Source organism: Pleomorphochaeta caudata, assembly GCF_055395745.1.
Map to the genome: position 1 here is coordinate 2,347,282 of NZ_AP042458.1, position 22,194 is coordinate 2,369,475.

Sequence of the window (22,194 nt, forward strand, 5' to 3'; positions counted from 1 at the left end):
TTTACTAAACAATCCCTATTTCTATCATTTTAAAATTAATTTCTTCTTTGCTTAATTTAGTTAAATCATTTTTATCCATATAAAAACAAGCTAGAGCTGTCGCATAAAATAATGCTTCTTCTTTAATTAATATATCTGTTTGAGAAATATATGAAGCTAAAGCTACATCCCCTATTCTATTAATTAAAATTTCGCCATCTAGTACATATTTACAACGATAAAAGAAATTATCCCTATAATTGAATAACGCCTCATAGTAAGGGATTAAGACCTCTTTACAACCAAGTTTTGCATATCTTTTAGCTACATGATCTTCATCATGAGAAAATTCTTGTATAAAGCATTGATCTTTATCTAAAACAATATGATCTAAATATTTTAATATTTCATTTAATGATGAATATTTTTCAATAGATATTTGATCATTTTTTATATAATTCATAAAACCAGTTAATGAAAGAGCCATTTTCTTATTCTTAGATCCAAGAATTTGAAAAATTGATTCATCAACATCATTATTAAGAGTTGGAATAAAATAGTAATAATTAGCATCTATTTCTAATATGTTATCAATTGAAATAGGATTCGCTATTTCACAAATTTTATCATCAATAATAGTTGTAGTTTTTGAATCATCTTTAATTATAATTTCTATATCTAAATCAATTAACTTTTTAAAGACTATATTTGCATCTTCTTTTTTAATATTTGTAAGAATTATAGGTTTCCCATTAGAAGCATAGGTGGCAAGCGCAGCATCAATTATATTTGTATCATAATTAATATTATTTTTTTCAATTTTCTTAATAACATTACCTATAAAAAGTATTTTTGTTGCCATATTACCTCCCAATATAGACAAAAAGAGCCTAAACTTCACTTTGAGTTTAAGCTCTTTTTTAATTAAAGATTATTTTAAAGATTTTAATAACTTAATATGTTTTTCAGTCTTTTCAATTTTTTCTTCAAATTCAGCTTTCTTTTTATTTTCTTTATCAATTGCAGCTTGAGCAGCATTATTAATAAATTTTTCATTTGAAAGCTTTCTCATTGTACCTTCTAAACTTTTATTAGTTTTTGCTAGTTCTTTTTCTAATTTGGAAATTTCTTTATCAACATCGATAATATCACCTACAAAAATAAAAGCTTCAAAACCACTTCCGGCTACAGGTACTGCTTTAGAAATATCAATTGAATTATCTTTATCAATATCAAGACTACTAGCATTAATAAATGTCATTAATAAATTCTTTTTAGCTTCAAAGAAATCTGTTGCTACAAAATCAGCATCTAGTTTAATTACAACTTTAATTTTCTTTTCAACTGTAATTTGTAAATCAGCTCTAACTGCACGAATACCTTTTACGGCCTCTTGCATTGCTTCAACAACTTTAGTTTCTTTCTCGTATACTCTACTATCCATAAATTGAGGATATTGACTAGTAATTAATTGATCATCAACATTAGGCAATTTTGAATAAATTTCTTCAGACAAGAAAGAAAGATAAGGATGCATTAAACGCATAGATTCAGCTAATAAATCAAGTAATACACTAATAGCTTTATCTTTAACACTTTCATCATCGCTATATAATTTTTCTTTAGAAGCTTCAACATACCAGTCACAGAAATCATTCCAGAAGAAGTCATAAACAGCACTAGCTCCATCATTGAATCTATAGTTTTTCATAGAATCTTCAACTTTCTTAGAAGCATTATTTAAACTGTTGTAAATCCACTTGTCCATAGTATCTAATTCAATTTTATCTAAATCAACTAGAGTTCTACCATCTAAGTTCATCAATAAGTATCTAGTAGCATTCCAAACTTTATTTGCAAATCTAGAACCAAGTTTAAAAGAATCCATATCGATTAAGATGTCTTGGCCTTGGGTTGCCATATATGCAAGAGTAAATTTCATTGCATCTGCACCATATTGGTTAACTACATCAATTGGGTCGATACCATTACCTAAAGACTTACTCATTTTTCTGCCTTGTTTATCACGAACTAAACCAGTCAAATAAACATCTCTAAATGGAACTTCACCAATAAATTCTAAGCTTGCCATTATCATTCTTGCTATCCAGAAGAAGATAATATCATAGCCAGAAACTAATGAACTTGTTGGGAAATATTTTTCAAAATCAACAGTTTTTTCAGGCCAACCTAAAGTTGAGAAAGGCCACAACCAAGAACTAAACCAAGTATCTAAAACATCAGATTCTTGTTTAATATTCTTAGATTTACATTTTTCACATTCACATGGATCATCTCTTAAAACCATCATGTGGCCACAATCTTGGCAATACCAAACAGGTATTCTGTGCCCCCACCATAGTTGACGAGAAATACACCAGTCTCTAATTGAAGTTAACCAATGTTCATAAGTATTTTCCCATCTTTTTGGATAGAATCTAATTTTATCATCTTTCCAAGCTTGTAAAGCTTTATCAGCCATGCTTTTCATGCTTACAAACCATTGTTCAGATAAATAAGGTTCAACAACATGATGACATCTATAACAATGGCCTACTTCATGATTATGTTCTTGTTCTCTAATTAAATAACCTAATTCCTTTAAGTCTTCTACAACAATGCTTCTAGCTTCAGCAGCATCAATATTTCTATACTTTTCAGGACAATTATCGTTTAGTGTTCCATCAGGATTTAATACATTGATAATCTCTAAATTATGTCTCTTACCACATTCCCAGTCATTTGGGTCATGCGCAGGAGTAATTTTTACCATACCAGTACCAAATTCTAAAGATACAAAACTATCTTCAATAATTGGGATTATTCTATCTGTTAAAGGTAATTTTAATTCTTTGCCAACTAAATGTTTATATCTTTCATCTTCAGGGTTAACAGCAACTGCAATATCACCAAACATAGTCTCAGGTCTAGTAGTAGCAACTGTAATTGAACCAGAGCCATCAGCAAAAGGATATTTTACATCATATAATTTACCTGGAGTATCTTCATGTTCTACTTCATCATCTGCTAAAGCTGTTCCACAATGAGGACAATAGTTTACAAGATATTCGCCCTTATAAATTAATCCTCTTTCATATAATGTTACAAAACATTCTCTAACAGCCTTAGAAAGGCCTTCATCCATTGTAAATCTTTCACGACTCCAATCACATGAAGCACCAATTGTTTCAAGTTGTTTCTTGATTATTTTATGGTGTTTATCTTTAACTTCCCAAGTCTTTTCAATAAATTTCTCTCTACCTAGATCTTGTCTTCTCTTGCCCTCTTTTAACAATTGTCTTTCAACAATATTTTGAGTAGCAATACCAGCATGGTCAGTACCAGGAACCCAAAGAGTTGGATTTCCACACATTCTATAATATCTAATTAAAATATCTTGTAATGAATTGTTTAGGGCATGTCCCATATGGAGAATACCTGTGACGTTTGGTGGAGGCATGACGATAGAATAATGCTCTCTATCATTATCTTGTGGACTAAATAATCCTTTATCCAACCATTGTTGGTAAATCCTCTCTTCAAATTCTTTTGGATCATAGGCTTTTTTCAATTCTACGGCCTTCATATAGTATCCTCCTACCAAAAATATACTGATGTTTATAATAACAAAAAGCTAATTTGTTAACAACAGATTACAACAATTTTATTGAAAAATAAATTTATTATATTAAAAATTCAACGGGCATAAAAAAAAGGAGCAAAAGCTCCTTTTATCAGTTGTTCAATGTATTTTCTAATTAGTATCATCTTCTAAGGGATTAACTGCTTTAACTTCTAATTTAACAGCATAACCTTGAGAATCTAAATAATGTATAATTTCGGATAAAGAATAATCATCTAATGAAGATTTTTCATTTACACTTACTTGTTCAACTTCTGTAGAATTTATAGGCATCATTACCTCTGGCATTATTTCACTTGTTTGTTTGTTATTTGATCCAAATAGTACAAATGATCCAATAAATACAACTACAACTGCAGCAGCACTTGTCAATAATGCCGGAATTAAACTGACTTGAATCTTTTTCTTAAAAAGGTGACTTTTAGGAGGTTCATTAAAACGATTTTGCTCAAAGAATTCCATGACGCGATTTGAACGAAGAGATATTTCTTCATCAGATACAGTCGCACCTTGTAAAGTATTAACTAATTCTTTTAATTGATTAAACCTCATTTGACAACCACTACAATAAGAAAGATGTTCTTCAACTTGGGTTTTCCAAGGTTCTTGTAGTTCTCCATCAAGATAAGAATTTAGCAATGCATCATCTAAACACATAAATTATTTACTCCTGGCTAAGAATTTTTTCAAGCATTTTTCTTGCTCTGAAAACTCTTACTTTAACATTACTCTCAGATATATTAAGAGTTTCTCCGATTCCTTTATAATCTAAATCAGTATAAGTTTTTAATGTTATTACTAGTCTAAGTTTTTCAGGCAATTGCGCAATTGCATTCATAACTTCTTCACAAATAGCATCTTCAACTAATACTTCTTCCCCTGTCTTTTCATGATGATTAGGTTCTTTTTTTACCTTCTCAATCATTTTCAACTCTCTGCTTTTGCGCTTAACAACGTTAATTGAAAGATTTTTAGTCACTCTAATTAACCAATATTTTGCATCATTAGCAGAAGGAAAAGTTTTCCCCTGGTCAAAAAATCTTGTAAATGCTTCCTGACATAATTCTTCAGCTCTGTCTGGATTTTTTACTATATTATTCGAAACTCGAAACAACATAGCAAAAGTATTTTCATACATATACCTAAAATCATGTTCATCATTACTCTGTATTTTCATAATTATTAACAATCCTATAACACAACGGTTACATTTTTTTTGATAAAATTGGACCTTTTGGTGTGTCTTTTAATATATAACCTAAATCAGTTATCTGATCTCTTATTTTATCCGCTTTTCCAAAATTCTTTTGCTTCTTAGCTTCAACTCTAGCATCAATTAATTCTTGAATTTCACTAGGGATTTCCATCTTTGGTTTTTTTACTTCATCAAAACGTAATCCAAATACTTCATCAAAATATAATATTAAAGTATATTTTTCATCATTACTAATATCATCTGCTTTAAGTGTTTTCCATAATACAGCAACGGCTTTTGGCATATTCATATTATTATTAACACATTCATCAAATTCATTTGCTAAACTTAAAGCTACTTCACTTTCTAATTTAATTTTTTTAGCACCAGCTTCAAGTAAATCTTGAATTTTAGAAACAATTGATAATCTATTTTTTCTTGCAGTATCTAAATTTTCAAAACTAAATCTTAATTGAGATCTATAATGACCCCCTAGAACAAAGAATCTATAATCCATTGGATCGTAGCCTTTACTCTTTAATAAAGATAAAGTTAAAAATTCACCTTTTGATTTACTCATTTTACCAGTTTCATCTAATAAGAATTCACCATGAACCCAATAATTAACCCATTTATGATTTGTTGCGGCTTCACTTTGAGCAATTTCGTTTGTGTGATGAACAGGAATAGCATCAATACCACCACAGTGAATATCAAAAGATTCACCTAAGTATTTCATACTCATAGCAGAACATTCAATATGCCAGCCGGGATAACCTCTACCCCAAGGAGAGTCCCACATCATTTGTTGTTCCCCAAATTTACTATTAGTAAACCATAGTACAAAGTCTTTGCTATTTTTCTTATTTTCATCAACAGTAACATCTTCTCTAACAGCTGTTTTTAAATCATCTAAGTTTTGATTTGCTAATTTTCCATAATCTGGAAAAGTATCAATAGAGAAATAAACATTTCCTCCACTAATATATGTATGACCACCAGCTTCTAAACGCTTAATTAAATTAATCATCTCTTTTATATGATCTGTAGCTTTACACAATACAGTAGGTTTAATTAGATTTAAATCATTACTATCATTAATAAAAGCATCAGTATAAAAAGAAGCAATTTCCCAAACACTTTTACCACTTTCTTTTGCTTTTTTGGTCATTTTATCATCACCAGCATCACCATCATCAGTTAAATGGCCTACATCAGTGATATTCATTACATGTTTGACTTTATAATTAGAATGAAGCAATACTCTTTTTAGTATATCTTCAAAAATAAATGTTCTTAAATTTCCTATATGTGCGTAGTTGTAAACAGTAGGACCACAAGTATATAAGCCAACTTCTTTTTCATTAATAGGCTTAAACTCTTCAAGCTTTCGTCCCATAGTGTTGTATAAATTAATAGCCATGAATATTTCCTTTAAAATAGTTATTATAAAGTATAGCAAAGATTATGATTATTATAAACAGAAAGATTAAATTTTATAAATAAATAAAGCTATTTTGTTATTTTAATTGCTATAATAACTATTCATTGTTAATATAATAGATATGAATAATAATTTAAGCTATCAAGATGAAAAAATCAAGTTTGAACAGTTAATACAAAAAAATATTCCTTTAGCTCCTTTTACGACTATAAAAACTGGAGGATATGCGAAAAATTTCTCTGAACCTGGCAGATATGAAGAATTAATATTATCTTTAAAATATGCTAGAGAAAATAATTTAAAAATTCATATTATGGGTTCTGGCTCAAATATATTAGTTAGTGACAAACCTATTGAAGGGTTAGTTATAAGAACACATAAACTCTGTAGATACTCTGTTAGAGGTAGTGTTTTTTCCTGTAGAGCAGGAATGTCTTTAGATAGAGCAATAAATATAACACAAAATGATGGAATGTTAGGGCTTGAAGGCTTAGGAGGAATCCCAGGTTCTATTGGTGGAGCTCTTTATGGTAACGCTGGAGCTTTTGGTTATTCAATAAGTGATAGATTATTGTATGTCGATTATATTACTTTAGATGGGAAATCACATAGAATGGATAGAGATGGCGAAGACTTTAATTATAGAGATAGTCCTTTTAAACATATGGATAATGTAATAATTTTTGAAGCTGGATTCTTCTTAGATAAAAACAAATATAGTACTTTTGCAAAACAAGTTAAGGATCAAAATACTAAAGATAGAATTACAAAAGGTTTATTAATGTATCCTAGTGCTGGTAGCATTTTTAAAAATCCAGAGGGTAAAATTGCTGGAAAATTAATTGAAGAATGTGGACTAAAAAACAAAAGTATTAATGATGCTATAATTTGGGATAAACATGCAAACTATATTATGAATAGAGGCCATGCAACTAGTGCTGATATTTTTAAATTAAGTCAAATATGTAAAGAAAAAGTTAAGGAAAAATTTGATATAGATCTTGAATATGAAGTACAATTATTAGGTGATTTTTCATAATTTTATTAAATAAGAAAAATTTAACACACCCAAACTTGATATATTAATTTCAAAAATATTATTATTTTTTATAAAACTTTTTGAAAAATAAATATTAAATTGATTATCTTTATATGAAAATTTAATATCATTAATTTCAATATCATAAGAGAATTTATTATTTTCATAATCTATTGATAATTTTACAAGTTGTTTATTAATATAAAAAATATCACTTATATTATAATCTAGAGTTAATTCTTTGATTAAAAATTCATTATACGAAATTTTATTATTAATTTTTATTTTTAATCGTTGATCAATATTACAAATATTAAATTTTAATTCTAGATTGCTGTTTATTGAAAAAGCTCTTTTTACACCTCTTCCACCATAAATTGAAATTGGATAAATATTATCAGAAATTTTTACATTTATCTTATTGTAATTAAAATTATATCCTAATATATAACTTTCATTTATATTTTTCTTGATTATAAAAAAATCAAATTTTTTTATTTTATAAGTTAATTTACTACTATAAAAAATTCCAAAATTTGTTATAGCTAATTCTTCATTAAATAATAAATCCCCTACTTTTAAATTAATATAATTAATAAATCCTTTTTCAGTATATTTTAAAGTTGAAAAATCATAATAAAATTCTTTATTTTCATTATCTTTTATATCATAATAAATACTTTCTACTTCAAGATTTTTCCTCTTATATTTTATCGTATTTAACGATATTTTTTTGGGATTTAATGAATAAAATAGTGTTCTAAATATCAAATTTGGATAACCCAACTTAATATAATATAGTTGACTATCAATAACTTTAATTTGATGATTGCTAAAAATATTTTCCTTTTCTACAGAAAGCCCATTAAAATCAAATTTTAGTGTTTTAATTTCTTTTAACTGGTTATTTTGAAAATTTATAGTTACTTTATTTACTTTATCCGAAATATAAAAATCAATATCACATAATTTATTTTCATAATCTATTTTAAGATTTGCTCCAAATAAACTGTTCAATATCAAAATTATTACACAAAGTAAAATTATTTTTTTTTCATGCATAATTACTAAATAAAAATATTATTATTTTTGCTTTATATCAGTTGAATATAGTATCAATTTGTGTGATAATTTGAAACATATTTTCTAAATAATAATCTTAGACATTTATTAATTTAAGGAGCCCGAAAAATGGTTATTCTAACGTTGAATTGTGGAAGTTCTTCTGCAAAATATCAAGTATTCGATTGGACTAATAAAGATGTATTAGCTGTAGGTGTTGTTGAACGTATCGGTTTGGAATACTCAACTATTGAACACAAAGCTAAAGATAAAGAAGAGTTTACAGACAAATTCTCTTCTCCTACACATAAAGAAGCAATTGAATTAATTATAAAAATGCTTGTCGATAAAAAGTATGGTGTTATTGATGATTTATCACAAATTGGTGCTGTTGGTCATAGAGTTCTACACGGTGGTGAAGTTTTCAAAAAATCTGCTTTAGTTGATGATAAAGTTATTGAGGAATTGAAAGAAATTATTCCTTTAGGTCCTTTACATATGCCTGCTAACATCATGGGTATTGAAGCAGCAAGAAAGGTTATGCCTAATATTCCTCATGCTATTGTTATGGATACAGCTTGGCACCAAACTATGCCAGCAGAAGCATTCATGTATGCTGTACCTTATAGCTGGTACACAGATTACAACGTAAGAAGATACGGATTCCACGGAACATCTCACCTATACTGTGCAAAAAGAGCTGCAGTATTATTAGGAAAAGAAAACAAAGATACAAATGTAATTATTTGTCACATTGGTAATGGTGCTTCAGTTTGTGCTGTTAAAAATGGTGTTTGTGTTGATACTTCAATGGGTTTAACTCCATTAGAAGGTTTAGTAATGGGAACAAGAAGTGGTGACTTAGATCCTGCTATTCTTCCTTTCATTATGAATAAAACTAACATGAGCCCATCTGAAATGGATACAACTTTAAACAAAAAAAGTGGCTTATTAGGTATTTGTGGACTTACTGATAGACGTGATGTTCACCAAGAAGCTGACAAAGGCAATAAACAAGCACAATTAGCAATTGATATGGAATGCCATAGAATTAAAAAATATATTGGTGCTTATAGTGCATTACTAGGTCACGTTGATGCTGTAGTATTTACTGCAGGTGTTGGAGAAATGGGAGAACATATTAGAAGAGGTTCTCTATTAGGTTTAGCTCCTTTAGGAATTGATGTAGATGTAGAAAAGAATGACAACTGTAGATGTAGAAATGGTGAATTTGATATTAGTAAAGATAGTTCCCCTACTAGAATTTACGTTATTCCTACTGATGAAGAATTAGTAATGACTGAAGATGCTTATGCATTAATGAATGACACTTATGATATTCATACTAATTTCACTTATTCTTTTGAAGATCCTAATTATGTAAATAAAGCTAGAGCAAGAGCTTTAGAAAAGAATCTAAAAGATAATCCTTTCTTAAAAACAATTTTAGTAAAAGCTCCAAAAGCAACTAACTAATATTTATTTATAAAAAGTATAAACCGCTGTCGAAAAAATGATGGCGGTTTTATTTTTTTACTTATCATGATTATGTTTATTATGATATAATGGGAAACATGAAAACTAATAATATATCTCCATATAAAATTGCATCCGAATTAGAAAGTAAAAACATTCCATTTGCTTGGATTTCACTTTGTGATTATAGCGGTGTAGTTACAAGAACTAGTGGAAGAATGCTTGTGCTAAAAGATGGAAAAAGCTATGGCACTATAGGTGGCGGCTTAGTAGAATATAAAGCAATCGAAACAGCAAAACAAGCATTACTCAATCAAAAAGGTGGTCTTTTTACTATCTATCGAGATGATGAAAAAAAAGATACTTTTATAAAAATTGCTGTAGATGTTGGTGAAAACTCTTCTAAAGTAATCATTATTGGTGGTGGGCATGTTGGTAAAAGCACTGCAGAAATTGCATCTAAAGCAAATTTTGAAGTACAGCTTATTGAAAAAAGAAAAGAATATTCATCACAAGATGATTTTCCTATGGCAAGTGCTATTTATTTAAGTGATGATGTTTCAAAGACTTTAAATGAAATAAATACTAACAATAGTGCAATTCTTATTCTAAATCATGCTTTGATGAATGAAAATGATTACTTAACAGCAGTTAAATCAAATGCTTGGTATGTAGGTATGATGACAAGTCATAGACACATGTATTCTTTAATTGAAAATTTAGATATCACCAGTGAAGAAAACTTAAAACTTCATTGCCCTATTGGATTAAACACTGGAGGGCAAACCCCATACCAAGTCGGACTAAGTATTATTAATGAAGTTATTAGTGCTCAAAATAATAGAGCTCCAATACCAAGAAATGATTTATTTAGACCAGTTATTGTTAGAGGAGCTGGAGACTTAGCTACTGGGACAATATTAAAATTACATAGGATTGGGTTCAAAGTTATTGCTTTGGATATTGAAAAACCGACTGTAATTAGAAGAACTGTTTCTTTTGCTCAAGCTCTATATGACGGACAATATAAAGTTGAAGATACAATTGCTGAAAAATGTGATAAAAATGATATTGAAAATATCATGAGCACTTTGGAACAAAACAAAGTTGTTGTAGTAGCTGATAAAGATGCTACATTAATTAAAAAAATAAAACCTTTAATTGTTGTTGATGCAATTTTAGCTAAAAAGAATTTAGGAACTAAAATTACTGATGCCCCATTAGTAATTGCTTTAGGTCCCGGTTTTGAAGTTGGAAGAGATTGTCATTGTATTATTGAAACAAAACGTGGCCATTATGTTGGTAATGTTTTATATCATGGCAGTGCTATTGCAAATTCAGGTATTCCTGGAATTATTGGTGGATACGGTAAAGAAAGAGTTATTCACTCTCCTGTCGCTGGAATTTGGACCAATGTTAAACAAATTGGAGATATAGTAAAAAAAGGCGATATTATAGCTAAAGTTGATGATACTCCAATTGAAGCAACTATTGATGGGAAATTAAGAGGTTTATTAACAGATAATATTGAAGTTCCAAAAGGATTTAAGGTCGCAGATATTGATCCAAGAGGAGAAAGTGCTGACCACTTAAGTGTTTCGGATAAAGGAAGAAATATTGCAGGTGGTGTATTAAGTGCAATCTATAATTTCTTTTATAACAAATAATAAAAATGCCCTATTCATGTAGGGCACTTTTTCTATCTTCTTTCCATTTTTGTATCATAGCAAGACCACCAAGAGAAGTTTCTCTATATAATGGAGGAATAGCCTGACCTGTTTCTTTCATTACAGCAACTACTTCATCAAATGAAACTTTATGCCTGCCATCCCCTAGAAGTACATAAGTACAATGATCTAAAGATCTTACAGCAGCCATTGCATTTCTTTCAATACATGGTATTTGTACTAATCCAAGCATAGGATCACAAGTTAAACCTAAATGGTGCTCTAAGCCCATTTCAGCAGCATATTCAATTTGATAAATTGAACCTCCCATAACTTGAGTTGCAGCAGCACTAGCCATAGCACAAGCAACCCCTACTTCACCCTGGCAACCAACTTCAGCCCCACTAATTGAAGCATTATGTTTTACAAGATTTCCAATTAAACCAGCAGTTAATAAAGCTTTTAAGATTTTCTTCTTTTTTACTTTATTATTTTTGTAAAGATAATATAAAACTGAAGGTACAATCCCACAACTACCACAAGTTGGAGCTGTTACAATCACATTACCACTAGCATTTTCTTCACTTACAGCTAAAGCATAAGCTATTAATTCACTATTATGTTTCATAGAACCTGTATAATTCATACTTTTAGAATAATACATTGATGCTTTTCTTTGTAATTTCAAGCCACCGGGTAAAACACCTTCGCTATCTAATCCCTCATCAATGGCTCTAACCATAGCACTCCAAATTTCTTGAGCAAAATCAACTATGGATTTACCTTCAATTTCTTTAACAAACTCCCAAAGTTGCAAACCTTCTTGTTCACAATATGCAAGTATTTTTTCCATTGAATCAAATCTGTCATCATAAAGGCATACTTTATTAGCCTTTAATTCGCCTTCTACTTCAACTGATCCACCGCCAACACTATAATAGGTTTTTTCAACAATTAAGTTATTGTTTTCATCATAGGCAAAAAATGTTAAAGCATTTGGATGATAAACTTTAAATTCTTCAGGTTTCCATATTATTTCTATTTTTTTACCAATTTCATAAAACACATCTTCAATAGCAACATTAGTTAAGTGACCTTTCCCTGTTGCTGCCAAAGAGCCAAATAATATGACTTTATATGCATTCGCATTAGGATAGTCTTTTAAAAACATTTGTGTTGCCAAACGAGGTCCCATAGTATGACTACTCGATGGACCATGTCCAATTTTATACAATTCTCTAATTGATTCCATAGGAGTAACTTTACATTTTTTTTAAAAAAAATAAAGCTATAAATCATTATTTTTAACAAGAATATAATAATAAATAATCAAAATATAGCTACCAAAGGTTTTTCATTAATTAGATATTTAAATAATGGCATTATAGAATATTTTATTATATAATCAAATCAATAGAACAAGGAGCAAATTTTATGAATAAATATTTTGATTTAATTTTAAATAATTTAAATGATACTATAGAAAGAAGAACTAGAATTGGAAAAAATAATTTAGGAGCAGAAGCTATATATGATACGAATAATAATTTACTTATGGCTAATACCAATGATCTACTTGAAGATGGAGAATATCTAAGTGAAACACTTGCTGGGAAATTAGAATTAGTAATGTGTGGTGGAGGCCATATAGGTCTTGCTATATATAAGCTAGCTCAATTATTAGATTGGAAGATAACAATTCTTGAAGATAGAGAAGATTTCTGCACACCAGAGAGATATCCTAATGCAAAATTAGTTTTAGGAAATTATAGTGAAGAAATAGCAAAATTAGATTTATCTAATGCCGCTGTAATTATTGCAACAAGAGGTCATAAATTTGATAAAACATGTTTAGAAGCAGCATTATCAAAGAAAAAATATAGGTATCTTGGAATGATTGGGTCCAAAACTAAAGTAAGAGCTACAAAAGATTCAATTATTGAAGAAATAAATAATAATCAATTAAATTTTAGTGTAGATGAATTAGAGAGTATTTATTCTCCTATAGGACTAGATATAAATGCTCAAACTCCAGAAGAAATTGCAATCTCAATCGTCTCAGAAATTATCAAAGTAACAAAATGCAAAAAGAAACAGATTGAATTAGATGTAGCTTTACTTAGAAGATTAGCCAAAGAAGATAAAGATTTTATCGTTGCCCGTATTGTAGAAAAAAGAGGTTCTGCACCAAGAGAACAAGGATCTTTTTTAGCAGTATTTAGCAATGGAGAAATTCAAGGAACAGTTGGTGGTGGAGCAGTTGAAGCACAAGTTATTGAAGATTCAAAAAAATTATTAAAATCTGATGATAAAAAATCCCAGCTCTTTTACCATAATTTGTCAAATTCAAAGGCAAGTCAGCTGGGAATGATTTGTGGAGGTAATGTAAAAGTCCTTATTACAAAATTTACTTCATAATTTCAAGAAAAATATTGTAATCAACAATAGTCCTTTCATATAACCCACTACTTGAATTATAAGTCGAAGATCTTAGAACTTCACACAATTCACTAAGAGATTCAAATAGTGGGGTAATTCCTAAGTTACCCGCTACACCCTTTAATGTGTGAACATACGTAAATGGGATTTTTTGATCTTCGTCATTAATATGATTTTTTAACTCTGAAAAATTTTCATCATCAACAAACATTAATAAACATTCGAAATATAAATCTTTATCATTTAGAAAACGATCTAGGGCTCCGTTGATATCGCAACCCCAATTTTTTAACTTATTAAGTTTTTCTTCCATCTTTGTTTTCCCCTTTAAGATTAAAAACTAACTAAATTATTGTAAATTGAGTATAATTCTTTTTCAAGATTAAAAAACAAAAAAAATTGATTAATTTATCCAAAAAATGCCCATTTTTAATTAATAATATGTATTTAATATTTTTTTATATCAGAAAAAAATTAAATTTAAATTATGGTCACTAAATTATTAGCGATATTTGCCAATTGAGAAGAAACAAATAAGTTTTCATTTGCAATTGATTTTCTTGTATTAATTATTTTAGAAATATTACTATCATAATCAATTTTTCCAAGTAAAGTAAAATTATTCTCTCTTATATATTCTTCAATCATAGAAGTTACTTCAAGATTCAAATCAGCTTTATTTATGATAATTGCAATATTTGTTTTAAATATTTTTGCCGTTTTAATGATTCTTTTCATATCACTTAATCCAGATAAAGATGGCTCAGTTACTATTAAAGCTAAATCTATTGCTGCTAATGAAGCAATTACAGGACATCCAATACCTGGAGAACCATCAATTATAACTAATTCCTCATTTGTTAAATTATCATCTAAATTCTTTTTTACTTGAGATACTAACTTACCACTATTTCCACTACCCATTGACAACTTTGCAGTAGAAAATAATTTTTCTGATTTAAAAACTTGTGTATTACCTACAAAATTTTCTTTTGGGGAAATTGCATTAACAGGACAAAAGTACTCACAAACGCCACAACCTTCACAACTTAAAGGATTTATCTGATATTTCCCATCTTTATATAAAATTGAATCAAATTTACAAAGATTTTGGCATTTACCACAACTTATACATTTATTTTGATCAATTTCATAAATATCCATTCCCTTAAAATTTTTCTCTTGTATTAAATTTTCATCATTGAAGGAATTAACTAAATGTAAATTTGGTGCATCAACATCACAATCAGCTAACGCTTTAACTTTCAAAACATCAATTAAATAAGATGAAACGGTTGTTTTACCAGTACCACCTTTACCAGAAATAACTAAAACTTTTTTCATTAATCATCCATCCTCAACTCTAATTGATTTCTCAAATTAACAAATAATTCTTTTCCAAATGATTCAGAATTTGTTATTAGATTCCCTTGAGAGTTTTCCCTTGCAATTTCTTTTGAAAATGGAATTTTTAATAAAAGAGGTTTGTTTATTGATTTAATGTAATCTTCTATTATGTAATCAAGAGAATCATCACTTTTATTAATTACAAAACCATAGGGAATATTAAATAATTCAACAAGTTCAACAATCATTTGAATGTTATGTAATGAGAAAATCGTTGGCTCAGTAACTAATATACAATAAGTTGCATCTTTAATAGATTCCATAGTTGAACATGCACTTCCTGGAGGACAATCAATAATTGTAGTATTAATAGCTTGTTTTAAAACTTCATCAATTATTGAAATTGAGGAAGCCTCCCCAATTTCCATTTTACCACTAACAATTTTATTACTTTTATTATTATATACGTTAATTGAGCCAACTTCTTTTTTGACATTCTTAATGGCGCCATATTTACATACTAATTGGCAACCTCCACAACTATGACAAACTTCATCAAATAATATTGGAGTATCTTTTATAAAAGCTAATGCAGAAAATTTACAAAAATTAACACACTCTCTGCATCCAATACATTTATCACTATCAAATTCTGGAATAATTCTATAAACCTTTTTTTCTTCTACTAATTTTGCTCTTTTATAAAAAATATGACCATTAGGTTCTTCAACATCACAATCTAAGTAAGTTGAATTATTAATTATATTAGAAAGATTAGTAGAGACAAAAGTTTTACCACTTCCACCCTTTCCACTTAAAACTGCTATTTTTTTCATATCTTTATGAGTGATGATATCCACTATGAATATCAACAAGAGATTCTAATTGATTTTCTAAAAGTAAATCAATATTTTCTTTAATGCTTTTATCACTGTTTGCAGCAAATAATTCTACATCAGCGCCTCTTAACACTTTTAGAGCATTTTCTCCTAATCTAAAACCTATTATTGCATCAATACCTTTATCAACTAAAAATTGTGATGCTTTTATACCTGCTCCACCAGGAGCATTTATTGCTTCATTATCAAGAAATTCAACACTATTGTCTTCACTATTATAAATTGCAAAGTATGGAGCTCTGCCAAAAGTTTGATTAATATTCTTACTTAAATCTTTTTCTACTGTTGCTATTGCTATTTTCATATAGTACTTCCTTTAATATTTTATATATTTAAAATACTATTCAAAGCAACATATGTCAATAATAAACAGCTATTTTTTTTGACATATGTTGTTTTACTGCTAAGCAAAACACAAAAAAAAGATATTAAAAGCGATAAACTTTTAATATCTTTGATTAATAACTATACTAAATTGTTAACTAATTTTTTTACTTTCACGACGTAACATTTGAACAAAAACTTCTTCTTCAACTGGTCTAGAGAACAAGAATCCTTGTCCCACTTCACAGCCAATTTCTTTTAAGAAATTTTCTTGTTCCTGTGTTTCTATTCCTTCAGCTACAACAGGAAGTTTTAGCAATTTATTCATATCCATTATTGATTTTAATATGATTGCTGCTCTTTCATTTGATTCTAAGCCTTGAAGGAAGTTCAAATCAATTTTTAAAGCATCAAAAACTAAATCTTTTAAAACATTTAAAGAAGAATAACCACTTCCAAAATCATCCATGTGTACATGTAATCCAAATTCTTGACATTTATTTACAATCTTTTGAACTTTTACAGGATCATTCATATATGAGGTTTCTGTTATTTCTATATCAATACAATCTGGTGTAATACCATGTTTTTCTATTAAATCTAAAATTTCTTCCCACAACTTATCTCTATAAAAGTTATTTCTAGATACATTTACTGAAACAGGAATTTTCATCAAGCCCATTTTTTGCCATTTAGCTACGTTTTCACAAGTCTTGTCCCAAACATAATAATCTAGTTGATGAATAACACCATTAGCTTCTAAAATTGGAATAAAAACTCCAGGACTTAACATTCCTAAAGTTGGATGTTGCCATCTAACTAAGGCTTCCGCACCAACAATGGATCTATCATTTAAAGAATATTTTGGTTGATAATAAATAATTATTTCACCTTTTTCTATTGCATTATCAATACCTGAAACAACAGATTGTTCTATCTTTAACCATTTGTCTAATTTTTCATTATAAACAACATAAGCAGAATTAGTATCTCTAGTTTGTTTTGCTTTTGTTAGAGCATAATCTGCTCTATTACACATACTATCGATTGATAAAGATTTATCTTCAACTTTATAAACACCAAACGAAATATTTAACTTAATATCTAAAGGATAGTTTTGTAAAAACTCTTCAATTTGAATTAAATCAAATTTTAAATCTTTCCCTTGTCTTTTTATAAGGCCAACAAAATCATCATCAGTAAATCTAGCAATAATTGCATCTTTTCCCAAAATCTCTACAAGTAACATTGAGAAATCTTTAAGCAACATATCGCCTGCTTTCTTTCCATATAGCTCATTTACTAATTTGAACTTAACAAAATCTGCTCTAATTAAATAATATTGTTCATCAGGGTTTTCTTTTAAAATTTCTTCACTAATCTTAATAAAAGCATCTTTAGAAAAGAGTCCTGTTAATTTATCTATTTCACTAGCAAAAGCTAATTGTTTAGCTGACAAATTAAAATAATTTATATCTTGAGTGACTTTTAAAATCTGATATGAATGTATTATTTGATTTACCTTAGTTAATAGCTTTTTAGAATCAAATGGTTTTGGAAGAATATCATTTGCACCTAATTCTAAAGCTTTATATATGCTAGAAACATTTTCATCTGCTGTTAATACAATAATTGGGATATCATTAAATAAATAATTATTAGCTGCATTTTTCAAAAATTCAAAGCCATTCATAACAGGCATTGATAAATCTAATATTATTAAAGATATTTCTTGTGCATTTTTTACGACTATGTCAAATCCAACCGAACCATTTTCAGCTTCAATAGTTTTATATTTTTTACTTAAGATTCCTGATAGCATTCTTCTTTGAATTTTATCATCATCTACTATTAAAATTGTTTTATCAATTGGCATTTATGTCTCCAGTTGTTATTTTCATTTATACTGTATTATAACACTAAATCTATGATAATCAATACCATAGCCCCCAATATGTGGGAAAAATAACAACTTTATCATAATAATGAATCAAAATTCATTTATTTTTTTCCTAAGTTATGACATAAAAGTAACAAATGAATAAAATGTACCGTATTTTAATATCAGAGAATTATCGAAGGTAAAACTTTTTCTCCTTTTACCCTTTTGCCATTAATACTATCTATTACCTTTAATAATGCTATTTTATAAATTTCATCTATATGAAAATCAATAGATGCAACATTGTTAATAAGAGATACATAAGGCGCTCCATCATACCCAATTATAGGAAAATCTAAGTTTAATTTAACAATAGTTTGAACTAAAACTAAATCATTTACGAAAGCTAGACCATCACAATTATTATCTTTAATAATATTGGGCAACTGCTTAATCATATTTTCTAATTGTTTGTCATCTAAAAAATCAAATTCAAAAACAAATAAATTTGGATAAACTTTTTTTAGACCTTGAAGTCTCTGACTATGAGATAAAACTTGATTAATATATCCACTAATATACAAAGGCTTAGCAACTTTTTTTTCTCTTAAAAAATTACCTTGAAGTTCTCCTCCATACTCATTGTCTGTTGATACATGCAAAAAATTATTATTTGGTCTTATATGATGAGCTAATACATAAGGGATTTTTAGCCCGTAAAAAAAAGCTTCTTCTTTTTGATTATCTATATCATAACCTATAATTCCATCAGCCTTATTTTCAATTTCTCTTAAATCATTTTTTGTATCAATTGTATGAAAACTTAATTGGTAGCTTGTATTTTCAATCGCGTTCAACATTCCTTTTTGAGCTTGAGCATAAAACCAGTCAAATAATTTTAATGAACCCCAATAATAATTTCTATTTTTTTTATTAATTTTTACAACAGCAATAACACCTGTACCCTTTCTTCTTAATTGTGAAGCTGCTTTATTTGGGACATATTGTAATTTCTTTGCAGCTGATAATACATTATCTCTTAATTCTTGTGATACAGAATTTGGATTATTAAATACCCTACTAACAGTTGCACTACTTACGTTTGCTTCTTTTGCAACTTGATTTCTAGTTACTGCCATTTTCCCTCCAAAAATTATTGACATATCAAATAATATATTATATTGTACACGTGTACATATCAACATTATAGGAGAAAATATGGAAAAGTTACAAGAGTCTACACATAATAGATTTAACCCATTAACTGGTGAATGGATAAAAGTATCACCTCACAGAACAAAAAGACCTTGGCAAGGACAAGTTGAAGAGCCACAAATCCCAAGCAGTATACAATACGATCCAAATTGTTATCTCTGTCCTACAAATACAAGAAGTAACAAAGAACAAAATCCTAATTATGAGGATACTTTTGTTTTTACCAATGATTTTTCTGCTTTATTATTTGATAGTGATAGTACTGAAAATAATTTTGGTCCTAATAATTTATTAAAGTCAAAAGGAGAAAAAGGAATTTGTAAAGTAATATGTTTTTCTCCAAGGCATGATTTAACAATTGCTAGAATGGATGTAAAAAACATAGTAAACATTATTAATGTTTGGAAAGAACAGTATAATGAATTAGGTAATAAACCTTTTATAAATCATATACAAATTTTTGAGAACAAAGGTTCAATAATGGGATGTTCTAACCCTCACCCACATGGACAAATTTGGGCTGAAGAAATTATTCCAAATCTTCCTCAATTAGAATTAGATAATCAACAAAAGTACTTTGAAGACAATTCAACTAATATGTTAATTGATTATGCACAATATGAAATGAAAGAACAAACTAGAGTTGTATATAGCAATGAAGATTTTATAGTAGTTGTTCCATTTTGGGCAACTTGGCCTTATGAGACAATGATTTTACCTCTAAATACTCCTTTCAAGAGTTTAAATGACTTAAATGATTCAAATAAAGAAAATCTAGCTAAGGCTATTAGTAATTTGACAATCAAATATGACAACTTATTTAAAACAAATTTTCCTTATTCTATGGGAATACATCAAGCGCCTACAGACAATAAAGAACATAAAGGCAATGTTATGCATTTTCATTTCTTACCACCTCTATTACGGTCTGCAACTGTTAAGAAATTTATGGTAGGATATGAACTACTAGCTATGGCTCAAAGAGATATTACAGCAGAAACTGCTGCAAAACAACTAAGAGAATTAAGCTCAACTCATTATCTAAAATCACTCTAGGAGACAACAATGATTGATATAAATAAAATAAAAGAAGGCAATTTACACTCAATTTATCCATCTCTTTATGGAAGTAATTTTGATGAAAATAAATTAGATACTCGTTTCATTAACCTATTAAAAACCCATAAAGAACTATTTAATAAGGATAGTGCTGATTTATTTTCTACTGCTGGTAGAAGTGAATTAGGTGGAAATCATACTGATCATAACTTAGGTAAAGTTATTGCTGCAACTATCAATCTTGATACAATTGCTGCTGTAAATAAAACAGATGATAATGTTGCTGTAATAATTAGTGAAGGTTTTGATCCTGTAAAAGTTGATTTAACTTCATTAGACTATGTTAAAAGTGAAGAAAACACTACAGATAGCCTAGTTAGAGGAATCGCAGCTGCGTTTAAAAACAGAGGTTTAAACTTTGGTGGCTTTATAGCTAATACTACAACTAGTGTTTTAAAAGGTAGTGGATTATCTTCATCTGCTGCAATTGAAGTTCTATGTGCAACAATTTTTAATCATTTATATAATTCTGATATACTAGATCCAGTTGAATTAGCAAAAATTAGTCAATTTGCAGAAAATACATATTATGGAAAACCTAGTGGACTAATGGATCAATGTGGATGCGCTTGTGGTGGAATTATATCAATAGATTTCAAAAACAATTCTAATCCACAAATTAAAAAAATTCCTTTTAGTTTTGCAGAACATGGATATGATTTACTAATTATTGATACAAAAGGCTCTCATGATGATTTAACACATTGCTATAGTGCAATTCCATATGAAATGAAAGAAGTTGCGCACTATTTTAATAAAGAAGTATTACGAGAAGTCGATTTTAATGATTTTTTAAATAATATCGAAAATTTAAGAAAGACATTAAAAAATGATAGAGCTATCTTAAGAACATTCCATTATTTTAATGAAAATAAAAGAGTTGATAAAATGGTAAATGCTTTAGAAAATGATAAAATAGAAAACTATTTTTCACTTGTTAATGCTTCAGGCCAAAGTTCTTTTAACTATTTACAGAATGTTTATAATGATGAAAATCCTAAAGAACAAGGTTTAAGTTTAGCCTTAGCTCTTTTAGAAAGTTTCTTAGATGATATTGGAGCTAAAAGAGTTCATGGTGGAGGTTTTGCTGGAACCGTTCAAGCGTATGTCAAACATGAAAAAAGCGAACAAATCATTAATAAAGTTGAATTACTTTTTAATAAAGGTTGCGTAACAAAACTAAACATTAGAGATAAAGCAACTACTTGTTTTGCTTAATAAATTATATATATAAGTATATTTTGACCATAAGAAATTCTTTTCTTATGGTCTTTTTGCAGTACTTAATAATTAAAATAAATCCTAAGTATTAAAATTTATCAAAGTTTGATTAACAATAACTTAAAATATTGTAACCATCATTTTTTTTAAAAAACCATATAATTATAATATTTGTAAAAAAATAATAATTTATTATAACAAATCGATTCAAAAAATAATACAAGCTTTCAAGCAACTAAAAAG

19 protein-coding genes are annotated in these 22,194 nt (G+C 28.3%); 6 read left to right on the forward strand and 13 right to left on the reverse strand.

Going from position 1 to position 22,194, the window contains the following annotated elements; all coding sequences use genetic code 11:
• Positions 1–4: 4 nt before the first annotated feature.
• The 5 genes from ACZ5RS_RS10825 to cysS form a co-directional block, all read right to left on the reverse strand.
• Entirely contained in the window at positions 5–841 is an 837-nt protein-coding gene (locus tag ACZ5RS_RS10825) for a hypothetical protein (RefSeq protein ID WP_464635304.1), read from the reverse strand.
• A gap of 69 nt (positions 842–910) precedes the next feature.
• A complete protein-coding gene (locus ACZ5RS_RS10830; RefSeq protein WP_464635306.1) occupies positions 911–3,565 on the reverse strand; it encodes a valine--tRNA ligase in 2,655 nt (884 codons plus the stop codon).
• A 168-nt stretch (positions 3,566–3,733) separates the two neighbouring features.
• Positions 3,734–4,279, reverse strand: coding sequence for an anti-sigma factor family protein (locus ACZ5RS_RS10835; RefSeq protein ID WP_464635308.1), 546 nt, complete (start codon positions 4,277–4,279; stop codon positions 3,734–3,736).
• 7 nt (positions 4,280–4,286) lie between these two features.
• The gene (locus tag ACZ5RS_RS10840; RefSeq protein WP_464635310.1) at positions 4,287–4,799 is read right to left on the reverse strand and encodes an RNA polymerase sigma factor; all 513 of its coding nucleotides are present in this window, start codon (positions 4,797–4,799) and stop codon (positions 4,287–4,289) included.
• A gap of 28 nt (positions 4,800–4,827) precedes the next feature.
• Entirely contained in the window at positions 4,828–6,240 is a 1,413-nt protein-coding gene (cysS, locus tag ACZ5RS_RS10845) for a cysteine--tRNA ligase (RefSeq protein ID WP_464635312.1), read from the reverse strand.
• Between the two features lie 142 nt (positions 6,241–6,382).
• Between cysS and murB the strand changes: the two genes are divergently transcribed.
• Entirely contained in the window at positions 6,383–7,300 is a 918-nt protein-coding gene (gene murB, locus ACZ5RS_RS10850) for a UDP-N-acetylmuramate dehydrogenase (protein WP_464635314.1), read from the forward strand.
• On the opposite strand, the gene ACZ5RS_RS10855 is transcribed toward murB, so the two are convergent.
• Positions 7,295–8,323 carry a hypothetical protein gene (locus tag ACZ5RS_RS10855; protein ID WP_464635316.1) on the reverse strand — a complete coding sequence of 343 codons (1,029 nt, stop codon included), beginning with the start codon at positions 8,321–8,323 and terminating at the stop codon, positions 7,295–7,297. The two genes, murB and ACZ5RS_RS10855, sit on opposite strands and share 6 nt — an antisense overlap.
• Before the next feature lie 168 nt (positions 8,324–8,491).
• On the opposite strand from ACZ5RS_RS10855, the gene ACZ5RS_RS10860 reads away from it, so the two are divergent.
• Both ACZ5RS_RS10860 and yqeB read left to right on the forward strand, forming a co-directional pair.
• Positions 8,492–9,838: an acetate kinase gene (locus ACZ5RS_RS10860; protein WP_464635318.1), complete on the forward strand. Its 1,347-nt coding sequence runs from the start codon at positions 8,492–8,494 to the stop codon at positions 9,836–9,838.
• 98 nt (positions 9,839–9,936) lie between these two features.
• Complete coding sequence (gene yqeB, locus ACZ5RS_RS10865) at positions 9,937–11,505, forward strand: selenium-dependent molybdenum cofactor biosynthesis protein YqeB (RefSeq protein WP_464635320.1); 1,569 nt, start codon at positions 9,937–9,939, stop codon at positions 11,503–11,505.
• Positions 11,506–11,515: 10 nt separating this feature from the next.
• Here yqeB and ACZ5RS_RS10870 read toward each other — a convergent pair whose 3' ends face one another.
• On the reverse strand, positions 11,516–12,757 hold the full coding sequence (locus tag ACZ5RS_RS10870; protein ID WP_464635322.1) for an L-serine ammonia-lyase: 1,242 nt from the start codon (positions 12,755–12,757) through the stop codon (positions 11,516–11,518).
• A 182-nt stretch (positions 12,758–12,939) separates the two neighbouring features.
• Between ACZ5RS_RS10870 and ACZ5RS_RS10875 the strand changes: the two genes are divergently transcribed.
• Complete coding sequence (locus ACZ5RS_RS10875) at positions 12,940–13,923, forward strand: XdhC family protein (protein ID WP_464635324.1); 984 nt, start codon at positions 12,940–12,942, stop codon at positions 13,921–13,923.
• Here the strand turns inward: ACZ5RS_RS10875 and ACZ5RS_RS10880 are convergent.
• The 6 genes from ACZ5RS_RS10880 to ACZ5RS_RS10905 all read right to left on the reverse strand — a co-directional run bounded on the left by ACZ5RS_RS10880 (position 13,913) and on the right by ACZ5RS_RS10905 (position 19,535).
• The gene (locus ACZ5RS_RS10880) at positions 13,913–14,257 is read right to left on the reverse strand and encodes an Hpt domain-containing protein (protein WP_464635326.1); all 345 of its coding nucleotides are present in this window, start codon (positions 14,255–14,257) and stop codon (positions 13,913–13,915) included. The two genes, ACZ5RS_RS10875 and ACZ5RS_RS10880, sit on opposite strands and share 11 nt — an antisense overlap.
• 167 nt (positions 14,258–14,424) lie before the next feature.
• Complete coding sequence (locus ACZ5RS_RS10885) at positions 14,425–15,288, reverse strand: ATP-binding protein (RefSeq protein ID WP_464635328.1); 864 nt, start codon at positions 15,286–15,288, stop codon at positions 14,425–14,427.
• Positions 15,288–16,127 (reverse strand): nucleotide-binding protein, encoded by an 840-nt coding sequence (locus tag ACZ5RS_RS10890; RefSeq protein ID WP_464635330.1) that lies wholly within the window; start codon positions 16,125–16,127, stop codon positions 15,288–15,290. Before ACZ5RS_RS10890 ends, ACZ5RS_RS10885 begins: the two co-directional genes overlap by 1 nt.
• A 4-nt stretch (positions 16,128–16,131) precedes the next feature.
• Positions 16,132–16,494 (reverse strand): NifB/NifX family molybdenum-iron cluster-binding protein, encoded by a 363-nt coding sequence (locus ACZ5RS_RS10895; protein ID WP_464635332.1) that lies wholly within the window; start codon positions 16,492–16,494, stop codon positions 16,132–16,134.
• Positions 16,495–16,668: 174 nt separating this feature from the next.
• The gene (locus tag ACZ5RS_RS10900) at positions 16,669–18,390 is read right to left on the reverse strand and encodes a two-component system response regulator (RefSeq protein ID WP_464635334.1); all 1,722 of its coding nucleotides are present in this window, start codon (positions 18,388–18,390) and stop codon (positions 16,669–16,671) included.
• A gap of 188 nt (positions 18,391–18,578) precedes the next feature.
• Positions 18,579–19,535: a LacI family DNA-binding transcriptional regulator gene (locus tag ACZ5RS_RS10905; protein WP_464635336.1), complete on the reverse strand. Its 957-nt coding sequence runs from the start codon at positions 19,533–19,535 to the stop codon at positions 18,579–18,581.
• A gap of 79 nt (positions 19,536–19,614) precedes the next feature.
• Here ACZ5RS_RS10905 and ACZ5RS_RS10910 point away from each other — a divergent pair, with 79 nt between their 5' ends.
• Positions 19,615–20,667, forward strand: a complete 1,053-nt coding sequence (locus ACZ5RS_RS10910; RefSeq protein ID WP_464635338.1) for a UDP-glucose--hexose-1-phosphate uridylyltransferase — start codon at positions 19,615–19,617, stop codon at positions 20,665–20,667.
• Between the two features lie 9 nt (positions 20,668–20,676).
• On the forward strand, positions 20,677–21,948 hold the full coding sequence (locus tag ACZ5RS_RS10915) for a galactokinase (protein ID WP_464635340.1): 1,272 nt from the start codon (positions 20,677–20,679) through the stop codon (positions 21,946–21,948).
• Positions 21,949–22,194: the final 246 nt, after the last annotated feature.

Bases quoted from the DNA above. Each gene is read 5' to 3' on its own strand.
- ACZ5RS_RS10825 (WP_464635304.1), bottom strand. From the start codon at position 841: ATGGCAACAAAAATACTTTTTATAGGTAATGTTATTAAGAAAATTGAA.
- ACZ5RS_RS10830 (WP_464635306.1), bottom strand. From the start codon at position 3,565: ATGAAGGCCGTAGAATTGAAAAAAGCCTATGATCCAAAAGAATTTGAA.
- ACZ5RS_RS10835 (WP_464635308.1), bottom strand. From the start codon at position 4,279: ATGTGTTTAGATGATGCATTGCTAAATTCTTATCTTGATGGAGAACTA.
- ACZ5RS_RS10840 (WP_464635310.1), bottom strand. From the start codon at position 4,799: ATGAAAATACAGAGTAATGATGAACATGATTTTAGGTATATGTATGAA.
- cysS (WP_464635312.1), bottom strand. From the start codon at position 6,240: ATGGCTATTAATTTATACAACACTATGGGACGAAAGCTTGAAGAGTTT.
- murB (WP_464635314.1), top strand. From the start codon at position 6,383: ATGAATAATAATTTAAGCTATCAAGATGAAAAAATCAAGTTTGAACAG.
- ACZ5RS_RS10860 (WP_464635318.1), top strand. From the start codon at position 8,492: ATGGTTATTCTAACGTTGAATTGTGGAAGTTCTTCTGCAAAATATCAA.
- yqeB (WP_464635320.1), top strand. From the start codon at position 9,937: ATGAAAACTAATAATATATCTCCATATAAAATTGCATCCGAATTAGAA.
- ACZ5RS_RS10870 (WP_464635322.1), bottom strand. From the start codon at position 12,757: ATGGAATCAATTAGAGAATTGTATAAAATTGGACATGGTCCATCGAGT.
- ACZ5RS_RS10875 (WP_464635324.1), top strand. From the start codon at position 12,940: ATGAATAAATATTTTGATTTAATTTTAAATAATTTAAATGATACTATA.
- ACZ5RS_RS10880 (WP_464635326.1), bottom strand. From the start codon at position 14,257: ATGGAAGAAAAACTTAATAAGTTAAAAAATTGGGGTTGCGATATCAAC.
- ACZ5RS_RS10885 (WP_464635328.1), bottom strand. From the start codon at position 15,288: ATGAAAAAAGTTTTAGTTATTTCTGGTAAAGGTGGTACTGGTAAAACA.
- ACZ5RS_RS10890 (WP_464635330.1), bottom strand. From the start codon at position 16,127: ATGAAAAAAATAGCAGTTTTAAGTGGAAAGGGTGGAAGTGGTAAAACT.
- ACZ5RS_RS10895 (WP_464635332.1), bottom strand. From the start codon at position 16,494: ATGAAAATAGCAATAGCAACAGTAGAAAAAGATTTAAGTAAGAATATT.
- ACZ5RS_RS10900 (WP_464635334.1), bottom strand. From the start codon at position 18,390: ATGCCAATTGATAAAACAATTTTAATAGTAGATGATGATAAAATTCAA.
- ACZ5RS_RS10905 (WP_464635336.1), bottom strand. From the start codon at position 19,535: ATGGCAGTAACTAGAAATCAAGTTGCAAAAGAAGCAAACGTAAGTAGT.
- ACZ5RS_RS10910 (WP_464635338.1), top strand. From the start codon at position 19,615: ATGGAAAAGTTACAAGAGTCTACACATAATAGATTTAACCCATTAACT.
- ACZ5RS_RS10915 (WP_464635340.1), top strand. From the start codon at position 20,677: ATGATTGATATAAATAAAATAAAAGAAGGCAATTTACACTCAATTTAT.